The sequence below is a fragment of the Mycobacterium sp. NGS27 genome (assembly GCF_059813005.1).
In genome coordinates, this window is the sequence record NZ_JCALDT010000008.1 from 194,969 (window position 1) to 203,190 (window position 8,222).

Below are 8,222 nucleotides of genomic sequence, written 5' to 3' on the forward strand. Positions count from 1 at the left end.
GATGCCCACACCGACCCGCGCCCGCCAGCGGCTGCAGGCTTACACCGAGCTCGACGATCGGCGCCAGCCCCCGCAGGACCTCGACGCCGAGCAGTCGGTGCTGGGCGGGATGCTGTTGAGCAAGGATGCGATCGCCGACGTGCTGGAAAGGCTGCGCCCGGTTGACTTCTACCGGCCAGCCCACCAGAGCATCTACGACGTGATCCTGGACCTGTACGGCCGCGGCGAGCCCGCCGACGCGGTAATGGTGGCCGCCGAGCTCGACCGGCGCAGCCTGCTAGCCCGGGTCGGCGGTGCGCCGTACCTGCACACGCTGATCTCCGCGGTGCCCACCGCGGCCAACGCCGGCTACTACGCCGGCATCGTCGCCGAAAAGGCCGTGCTGCGCCGCCTGGTGCAAGCCGGCACCCGGGTGGTGCAGTACGGCTACGCCGGCGCGGACGGCGCTGACATCGCCGAGGTAGTCGATCGGGCCCAAGCCGAGGTCTATGACGTCACCGAAGACCGCGCCTCCCAGGACTATGCGCCGCTGGGCGATCTCATCCAAGACACCATGGACGAGATCGACGCCATCCAGTCCCGCGGCGGACTGACCCGCGGTGTTCCCACTGGATTCGCCGAGCTCGACGACCTCACCACCGGTCTACACGGTGGACAGATGGTCATCGTGGCGGGCAGGCCCGGCCAAGGCAAATCCACTCTGGCAATGGATTTCATGCGATCCTGCTCCATCCACCACAACAGGGCCAGCGTCATCTTCAGCCTTGAGATGAGCAAGTCAGAGATCGTGATGCGGCTGCTGTCGGCCGAAGCGCGGATCAAGTTGGCCGACATGCGCTCTGGACGTCTCAGTGATGACGATTGGACCAAAATGGCGCGCCGCATGGGCGAAATCACCGACGCTCCACTGTATATCGATGATTCACCCAACCTGACCATGATGGAGATCCGCGCCAAAGCCCGCCGGCTCAAACAAAAGACCGAGCTACAGCTGATCGTGGTGGACTATCTGCAGCTGATGACCTCAGGCAAGCGTGTCGAATCCCGCCAGACCGAAGTGGCCGAATTTTCCCGCAGCCTCAAGCTGATGGCCAAAGAACTCGATGTGCCGGTCGTCGCCGTCAGCCAGCTCAACCGCGGGCCCGAACAACGCACCGACAAAATCCCCCAACTCTCTGACCTACGCGAGACCGGTCAATTGGAGCAGGACGCCGACATGGTCATCCTCATTCACAGGCCCGACGCCTACGATCGGGACAGCCCCCGAGGAGGCGAGGCGGACCTGATCGTCGCCAAACAACGAAATGGGCCCGCCCCAAGAACTTTGACAGTCGCGAGCACCCTGCACATGTCAAGTTTTCGCGACCTGGCCCGCAGCTGAGTTCGTGGTGGTGGTCTTCGACGACCACGACGGGCGAAAGGCTCATTGAAGGTGGTCACATCGAACTCCATCGCGGCCAGTGCAGGGCCGAAGCGGCACAGGACTGAGCCGCGTTATCCCCACCAGGTGCGCTATCCATCGACGGTGTCCGTTCGGGCTGTTACCATCCGGCCAGGCAAGGCTGCGGTCAACTAATCAGATTGTGCTACAGCTGATTCCGAGCGCGGACAATGTCGTCCGCGGCGTTGTACCCCTCAGGTGTCACCCCAGAGACGGAATAACGAGAACTGAGAAACCCCATGACAGTGCTTGATAACGATGCTCCGGCCCGTAACGGGGCAGACACCGCCGAGCACCTGCGGTCCGCTTCGTCGTGGCCAGGACCGGCGCCCGCGGAGCTTGCGCTCGAGGCGAAGCCGTCGCGGACCCTCGCCCAAAGCGATGTCGTCAAACCCGACGCCACCCGGCGCCACGCAGTGTGGTTTTTCTGGATGTGGTTGCTGTTCGCCACCGTGGTTTCCATCGGCGGCAACGTGATTCATGCGTGGATGACTGCGCCGGCTCCCCACTTGAAGCTGCTGGCCTCGATCGCGGCCGCCGTTCCGCCCGCGATCCTGCTCGGGTCGACGCATTCGGTGGCTCTACTGATCAAGAACCGTCGACACGGCTACCGCCGCGTCGACGCCGCCGTGCTGGGCGCTGCGCTGCTGCTGATGGCGGGTGTCGCCGGCTGTGCGTTCGCGATGTCGTTCGTGTCTCTGCGGAACCTCATGATCTTGGTCGGTATGAGCGCAGGTACGGCGTGGCTGTGGCCGATCGGGGTCGACATGTCGCTGATCTGCTCGACGTTGGCGTTGCTGACCCTGGCCTCCCCACGTAACGGCGGTGAGGGTATCGAGACGCCGGCTGGTGCGACAGTGCCGCTCTCGCCGGCCGCCGGCACTGTCAGCAGCGGCCCGCGATCCGAGGCCGAGCGGCGGCTCTGGTGGGAATCCATCGCCGCAGTCATACGCGAGCAGAACAGCGACGTGCGCAAGATCGGCGAGCTGCCCACCACGCAGCTCGCCGAGATCTTGCACCGTCTCTACGACAAGAGAGATTCCAAACGGGCGGTATGCGCCGACCACGACCTGCACCACCGCGACGTTCGCACCATCACACACACCGCAGACGACGTGCTGGCCCGGCTCGCTGCCATTCCGTCGACGGACGGGACCAACCAACTCTGACTCGGCGCGCTGCTGCAGGCAAAGGCAGTGCAGCACCGCATCTGCTGTGGGACGTGGCCCGCGACGTGCGCCTCAACCGCCGATGGTCAGCGGTTTACCCTGTCCAAAGCGCGCAGTAGGCTGAAGCCGGCCCGAGCGCAGACACGGCCGCGGGCAAAGACACCATGGGGGGGTGGACATGGCGGAGCTAAACGCCAACCCGGCTGACTTGTTGCGGTTCGCTGACGCCTACTCTGAGCTGGCCCAGCGTGCAGCGCAGATTTCACCGCAGGCCGTCACCGAACTACAGCGGGTCATGCAGACTCACGGGCCGATGGGCTACCCCACGGCGGTGGGCATCGCCGCCGGCCTGGCCAAGGCCGAGGGCCCGCTCCAGGCCAAGGTCGCCGACTTCAACACCTACTCGCAGCGCTTCACTGAGCACAGCGCCACCTACACCAAGGCCGACCAGACCGGCGCGCAGGCACTGGACAACGAGTTCCGCCCCGTCGACAACAAGGACGCTGCGAACGACCCCGACCAACCCCAGCCCGCGATCGACCCCAGGAATCCCTTTGTGGGAGACGAACGATTCGGTCACTGGCAAGACATCGTCCCGCCGCCCTACGTGGGGAAAACTCCGCCGCCGCCCTGGACTGGACACCGCCCCTGGAAAGGCCCTTCGCTTGAGGGCGGCCCCACAGGCTTCTATCCGCCCGGCGGCAAAACATGGGCCGATGACAACGCTCCGCCGTTCGCCTACCTGCAAGAACAATATCGCTTCCGCATCTCAGGTGAGGACTACACGCACTACACCCGCACTGACCCCGTTGACGGCCACCAGCAGCAATGGGTGCAGTACACCTACGAGGCTCAAAAATGGACGCAGGGCACAATCGCCGGGCCGGCATGGGCCCCTAAAGCCCCCAACGAGATCACCGGCGAGCTGGGCGGTACCAACACCGGCGGCCTCTCAGGCATCAGCCCGCCGGCATACCGAGGTCCATGGGAGCCGATAACTCTTCCGCAAATCGCGACACTGTCGGCAGCGAACCCCAGCATTCACTACTACATGCCCGACGACTGTGGTTTCCAGTTCTCCTTCCTCAACGGCACTGCTACAGGCGGAAATTCAGGACTTGGACCCATCATGCCCAGCATGATCGCCGGGCCCTAAGGACGTCTCGATGAAGAACGTGGGTGAGTATTGGTGGATTTTGCCAGTGCTGTTGTACTTCATTCTGCTTGCGGTCGTCATGCGTCGCGGAATGTGGGCAACAGTGGGACAGAACATCTACTGGGTCGCCACTTGTGTACTGGTTCTTCTGATTCCGACAAAGCCCTCGCCCTCGAGCTACGTTCTGGCGGTACTCGTCGTGCTCAACCTGTGGATCTACAGGTGGTCGCTACGCAAAGGAACTTTCGTACTCGAAAGAGCGTCGAACAACGTGGGACCAATGACTCATCAGACCTCCGAGTCGGATGAAGTGTGAGCGACGCGGCCGTGGCGAAATCTCCACTCGCACTGAGGAACTCAGGCAGTAGAATGACAGCATTGAACCGCATCCAATGGGTGGCCTTCCTGGGGACGGGCCTCGCCGCCGGAGTCGGATTCTGGTTCGTGGTGACTTTCACCCTCGCCGCCGCCGGATTGTATTTCTACGCCCTGCATATCGCCTCGTACGTCGCAGTAATCCTGTGGCTGAAGCCATCCGCACGCAGCCACCTACAGAATCGCGCCACTGCTGATCGGCGTCGGATTGATGGTGAGCTACTTCGCCGTCGCTTGGACTGCTGCTCACGCCTGAGCATCCACACCACCGGTTTGCCGCCCAGTAACCTCATCCGTGAGGCGAATGATGGTTGCGCGGCGGCAGCGGAAAGAACGCTGCCCGAACGGCATTCGACCCCCAGGCCGAGAGGAGCCAATGCAGGCCGCAGGAGCGTGCCCTAGGCGTGGGTACCTTGACTTTGTGCCGGCGGGTCGATCCAGGGATAGGTCACTGCGAGGTATTCGTCGCGCGACACAACGAGGGTGGGTGCAGGTGTCGACATATCGACGTAGTTATGGCCGGCGCGGCCCTTCTGGCTCAAAACCGTTAGGTCAAGGGAGATCTCGTCCGCTTTGGCCGGGTCAAGTTGCCAAGTGACGTGCGTTGGGTCAAGGGTGATATCGGCTGCGCCGGCGCTGATGACGAATTCGTGGGTCACGCTGTCGTGCTCCAAACGCGACGACCCTCGCTGGATGGCGTCGTTGAGTGCGGCGCGGAAAGTGTCGAGCCCAGGGCCGTCCAGAGTCAGCAACACCGCATCGTGCCCGTAATCAAAGCGGGGCAGATAGTTCACGCGAATTATGTTCATGGGATTATCCAGGCACCTAGTTGAGTGTCGTTGTTGAATGATACCGAGGCGCAAAGACAAGACGGACGATGTGTGATTTCTTCATCGCGCAGCGCGGGCTCATAATCTCGGATCGTGCGGACGGTCGATGCTGGCAAGTAGCGAGCGGTACAGGTTTTCAGTCAATGCGGCGCACTCCGCGGCTAAGGCCGACTGGGCGTCGGCGCCAACGACAACGGCTTGCTCGATGAGTGCCCCGCCGCCAGCGCTGTTGACGACGTAGTTGTTGAAGTGACTGAGAACCTGGCGGTTACCGGTGGTTAGGCGGCCCGAGGCCCGGGTGGCGACGATTGCGTATTGCGGCGGTACGTCGACCGGGTGAGCGCTGATCTCGGTTGCCTGACTGTCGCGCAAGATGCGGTCGGCGTTACGTAGAACAAGTGCTTCTGGCACCGTGCCCGGTACCCGGTACAGGTTGAGGACCTCGCAGCCATCCCAGTGGTTGGTGCTGTTCACGCGGCGAAGCAGCAGACGCGTCACCGCGGGGGCGTCAGCGTCGGCGATAGCCCACGCGGAGGGGACGGCGAGTGCCGGCAACCAGAGGTGCAGGTGTGTGGAGGCCACATGTTGCAAGGGGCCGACGTGCTGGGCGATTTCTTGTGCCAGCGACGACACCGCGGTGGGATCAAACGCGGTCGGCATGGGGGAAACGTCGTTCATGCGATGGCCACCGCGCCCAGGAGGAGCAACAGAAGTAGCCCGCCGCCGGCCACCTCGGTTTCGGCGGGGCTCGGCGGTGGCACGTCGATGTGCGGCGGGCTGATGTGGGGGATCAAGCTCGGCGCCGGCGGCGGGGAGGATGCCGGGGGTGGCGCCGGCATGGTGGCGCCGGGGAACGGCGCCAACAACGGATTCTGTGGTGGCCCGATCACGCCCGGCGGTGCGGGCGCATTCGGATTGAGCAACCACGGCGGCAGACCGGAGATGATCGAGGGGCCGCTGACTGGAGGTAGCCCGCCAATGGGAACGTTTTCCCAGTCAGAGCCCGGCCCCGGGCGGGGTTTGTAATCCCAGTGCGGATTGTGCTGCCATTCGTCACCGGGGTAGTAGCGCCACTCACCGCCGTGTTGGTCATAGAGGCTTCGCCCTCCGCGTGCCACCGCGCTGGGACGACTCGCAGGCCCCTCGGTCAGGGGCCCCTCGACGGGCGGCCGCACGCCCTCAGGTGGGAGGCCCTCGACTGGGGGCTTAGGCGGGGGTGGGGGTGGGGGATCTTGTTTGAACGTGTGCTGGTCGACCGCCTGTATACGCGGTGTCGATCCTTGCTCGCCAGCTGCGGCTGCGCGTGCGCCTAAAGCTTGCTCGGCCGTCGCGGCTTGTTCCACGAGGGCGGCAGCTTTGGCTTGGTGGTCGTTGATGCGGCTCAGGATTTGCGCTTGACCCGCCGGCGAATTCGGGTCCGGGATGGCGCCGACCTCGGACGCCTCGAGTCGGGCGTTTGCATCGATGGCTCGGGCGCCTTCGAAGTTGATCCGACGGCTCTCATCGGTGATAGAGGCCCAGGTACCGTGAGAACGCGCGGTCGCATCCAGAACGAGATGGTCGGCTTGTGTGGCGACGGCGTAGGAAGCGGCCACGGCGGTTGAGAACCTCGCCCCGATTATCTGGGCGCGCGTGTCGTTGGTCCCTTGACTGAGGGTGCGAGCGTAGCTACTGAGGTCACCAAAGCCGCCGCCATCGACGGGGGTGGAGCCGAACAAATCGAAATAGCGCCGATGCTGTTCTTGTGACAGCATCTCCAGCTGCTCGATGGCATCCACGAGACAGCCCTCCTCCGCCGCGTCTGCCGTGCGTGGAGTAAACCTACCAACTGTGGCAGCTTGCTGAACTGCAGTTCGGGCAACAGCGGCGCGGCCTCAGCGCGCCGGTCACGGATGGGCGCTATGGCCTGTTACGTGCGTGTGGCTGGCCGGTCGAGATCCAGCACGGCTGTCAGTGTCTGTGTCCACCAGCGCAGTTGGCGGCGGCGGCTGGCGTCGGGTTCCTTGATGCCCGCAGTGCGACGAAATTCAGCACCGTAGGCGGGTTCGGTGGCCAGCGCCTGGTGCAGAGCGGCGACGGCGAGGCGGGTGTCGTCGCGTGGGGGGCGCCGGCCGCCGGATTTGCGCCGGGCGGCATGGAGGGCGTCAACGACAGGTTCCAAGATGCCGTCGCTGTGATCGCGCCATCCCGCGCTGTGGAGGGCCATCGCGAGCTCGCCGTATCCGTCGGCGTAGACCTCAGCGATACGGTCCACCAGCTCAGGTATCTGCGCGCCGGCGCGCACCCACTCCTGTGCGGCGTCCTCGACGGCCGCGCGGATCCGGCCGCTGCTGTGACGCAGCACAGCTGCGAGCAGCCCTTCGCGGCTACCGAAGTGATGGTTGACACCGGCGTCGGTTATGCCGACGCGCTCGGCGACGGCGCGTACTTCGACCGCCCGCGGCCCGGCCTCGATCAGCAATTCCTGAGCGGCGTAGAGGATTAACGACTGGGTTTCGTCTGGGCGGCGGCGTTTTCGAGATGGTGGCATGCAACGATCATACCTTGACGCGCCAAAGCGGCGCTGCTACGCTTTGGGGTGTCAAGGTAAAGATACGACCAAGGCCTCCGTAGCTCAGTTGGTAGAGCAGCTGACTTTTAATCTGCGGGTCCGGAGTTCGAGTCTCCGCGGGGGCACAGTTTTTCTGTATGACGCCGGTTGATGCTTGACATTTTGTCTTCGGGTGATGCCTGACGGTGTTTCGGCTGATGGTTGACAGTTACTTCGGTTGATCCTTGACACTCCTTCGATGAGGGAGTTATCCGTGGCCGAACAGAGGTATCAGGCCGTGTTGGCGGTGATCAGCGATGGGTTGTCGATCTCGCAGGTGGCCGAGAAGTTGGTTGGTGTCGCGCCAGACGCTGCACTCGTGGTTGGCCCGCTATGAGGCCCAGGGTCTTGAGGGCCTGGTGGATCGGTCGCATCGGCCGGTGAGTTGTCCACATCAAATGCCCGCGCGGGTCGAGGCGGTGCCGTTGGAGTTGCGCCGCTCGCGTCCATACTGGGGTCCGCGGCGGTTGGTGTTCGAGCTGGCGAAACGCCAGGTGTCGCCGGTGCCCTCGGAGTCAGCGGCCTACCGGGCCTTGGTGCGGGCGAACATGATCGATCCGGGTCTGCGGGATCGGCGCTCGCGCAAGTGGAAACGCTGGGAACGCGGGGCGCCGATGGAGTTGTGGCAGATGGACATCGTGGGCGGGTTCCCTCTGGCTGA

The 8,222-nt window shown here is 64.2% G+C and carries 9 protein-coding genes, 1 tRNA gene and 1 pseudogene; 7 read left to right on the top strand and 4 right to left on the bottom strand.

The features are described from left to right. Position 1: 1 nt before the first annotated feature. From dnaB to AC5Y30_RS21750, 5 genes are all read left to right on the top strand, one after another. Entirely contained in the window at positions 2-1,381 is a 1,380-nt protein-coding gene (gene dnaB, locus AC5Y30_RS21730) for a replicative DNA helicase (RefSeq protein WP_051641719.1), read from the top strand. Positions 1,382-1,680: 299 nt separating this feature from the next. Continuing rightward, positions 1,681-2,610, top strand: a complete 930-nt coding sequence (locus AC5Y30_RS21735) for a DUF2637 domain-containing protein (RefSeq protein ID WP_036473331.1) — start codon at positions 1,681-1,683, stop codon at positions 2,608-2,610. Between the two features lie 178 nt (positions 2,611-2,788). Beyond that, positions 2,789-3,766 carry a type VII secretion target gene (locus AC5Y30_RS21740; protein ID WP_081284056.1) on the top strand — a complete coding sequence of 326 codons (978 nt, stop codon included), beginning with the start codon at positions 2,789-2,791 and terminating at the stop codon, positions 3,764-3,766. A gap of 10 nt (positions 3,767-3,776) precedes the next feature. Continuing rightward, positions 3,777-4,082 carry a hypothetical protein gene (locus tag AC5Y30_RS21745; protein WP_036474318.1) on the top strand — a complete coding sequence of 102 codons (306 nt, stop codon included), beginning with the start codon at positions 3,777-3,779 and terminating at the stop codon, positions 4,080-4,082. 62 nt (positions 4,083-4,144) lie between these two features. Further along, a complete protein-coding gene (locus tag AC5Y30_RS21750; RefSeq protein WP_139830093.1) occupies positions 4,145-4,543 on the top strand; it encodes a hypothetical protein in 399 nt (132 codons plus the stop codon). Here the strand turns inward: AC5Y30_RS21750 and AC5Y30_RS21755 are convergent. The 4 genes from AC5Y30_RS21755 to AC5Y30_RS21770 all read right to left on the bottom strand — a co-directional run bounded on the left by AC5Y30_RS21755 (position 4,540) and on the right by AC5Y30_RS21770 (position 7,501). Beyond that, positions 4,540-4,935 (bottom strand): hypothetical protein, encoded by a 396-nt coding sequence (locus AC5Y30_RS21755; RefSeq protein WP_225337336.1) that lies wholly within the window; start codon positions 4,933-4,935, stop codon positions 4,540-4,542. The two genes, AC5Y30_RS21750 and AC5Y30_RS21755, sit on opposite strands and share 4 nt — an antisense overlap. 114 nt (positions 4,936-5,049) lie before the next feature. After that, a complete protein-coding gene (locus tag AC5Y30_RS21760; protein WP_225337337.1) occupies positions 5,050-5,649 on the bottom strand; it encodes a hypothetical protein in 600 nt (199 codons plus the stop codon). Further along, positions 5,646-6,749, bottom strand: a complete 1,104-nt coding sequence (locus AC5Y30_RS21765; RefSeq protein WP_051641748.1) for a hypothetical protein — start codon at positions 6,747-6,749, stop codon at positions 5,646-5,648. The genes AC5Y30_RS21760 and AC5Y30_RS21765 overlap by 4 nt, the downstream gene beginning before the upstream one ends. Before the next feature lie 131 nt (positions 6,750-6,880). Next, complete coding sequence (locus AC5Y30_RS21770; protein ID WP_036474320.1) at positions 6,881-7,501, bottom strand: TetR/AcrR family transcriptional regulator; 621 nt, start codon at positions 7,499-7,501, stop codon at positions 6,881-6,883. Positions 7,502-7,574: 73 nt separating this feature from the next. Between AC5Y30_RS21770 and AC5Y30_RS21775 the strand changes: the two genes are divergently transcribed. Together AC5Y30_RS21775 and AC5Y30_RS21780 are read left to right on the top strand one after the other, a co-directional pair. Continuing rightward, positions 7,575-7,647: transfer RNA gene (locus tag AC5Y30_RS21775), tRNA-Lys, on the top strand. Between the two features lie 113 nt (positions 7,648-7,760). Beyond that, positions 7,761-8,222 (top strand): annotated as a pseudogene (locus AC5Y30_RS21780) (helix-turn-helix domain-containing protein); the annotation flags it as partial.

Bases quoted from the DNA above. Each gene is read 5' to 3' on its own strand.
- dnaB (WP_051641719.1), top strand. From the start codon at position 2: ATGCCCACACCGACCCGCGCCCGCCAGCGGCTGCAGGCTTACACCGAG.
- AC5Y30_RS21735 (WP_036473331.1), top strand. From the start codon at position 1,681: ATGACAGTGCTTGATAACGATGCTCCGGCCCGTAACGGGGCAGACACC.
- AC5Y30_RS21740 (WP_081284056.1), top strand. From the start codon at position 2,789: ATGGCGGAGCTAAACGCCAACCCGGCTGACTTGTTGCGGTTCGCTGAC.
- AC5Y30_RS21745 (WP_036474318.1), top strand. From the start codon at position 3,777: ATGAAGAACGTGGGTGAGTATTGGTGGATTTTGCCAGTGCTGTTGTAC.
- AC5Y30_RS21760 (WP_225337337.1), bottom strand. From the start codon at position 5,649: ATGAACGACGTTTCCCCCATGCCGACCGCGTTTGATCCCACCGCGGTG.
- AC5Y30_RS21770 (WP_036474320.1), bottom strand. From the start codon at position 7,501: ATGCCACCATCTCGAAAACGCCGCCGCCCAGACGAAACCCAGTCGTTA.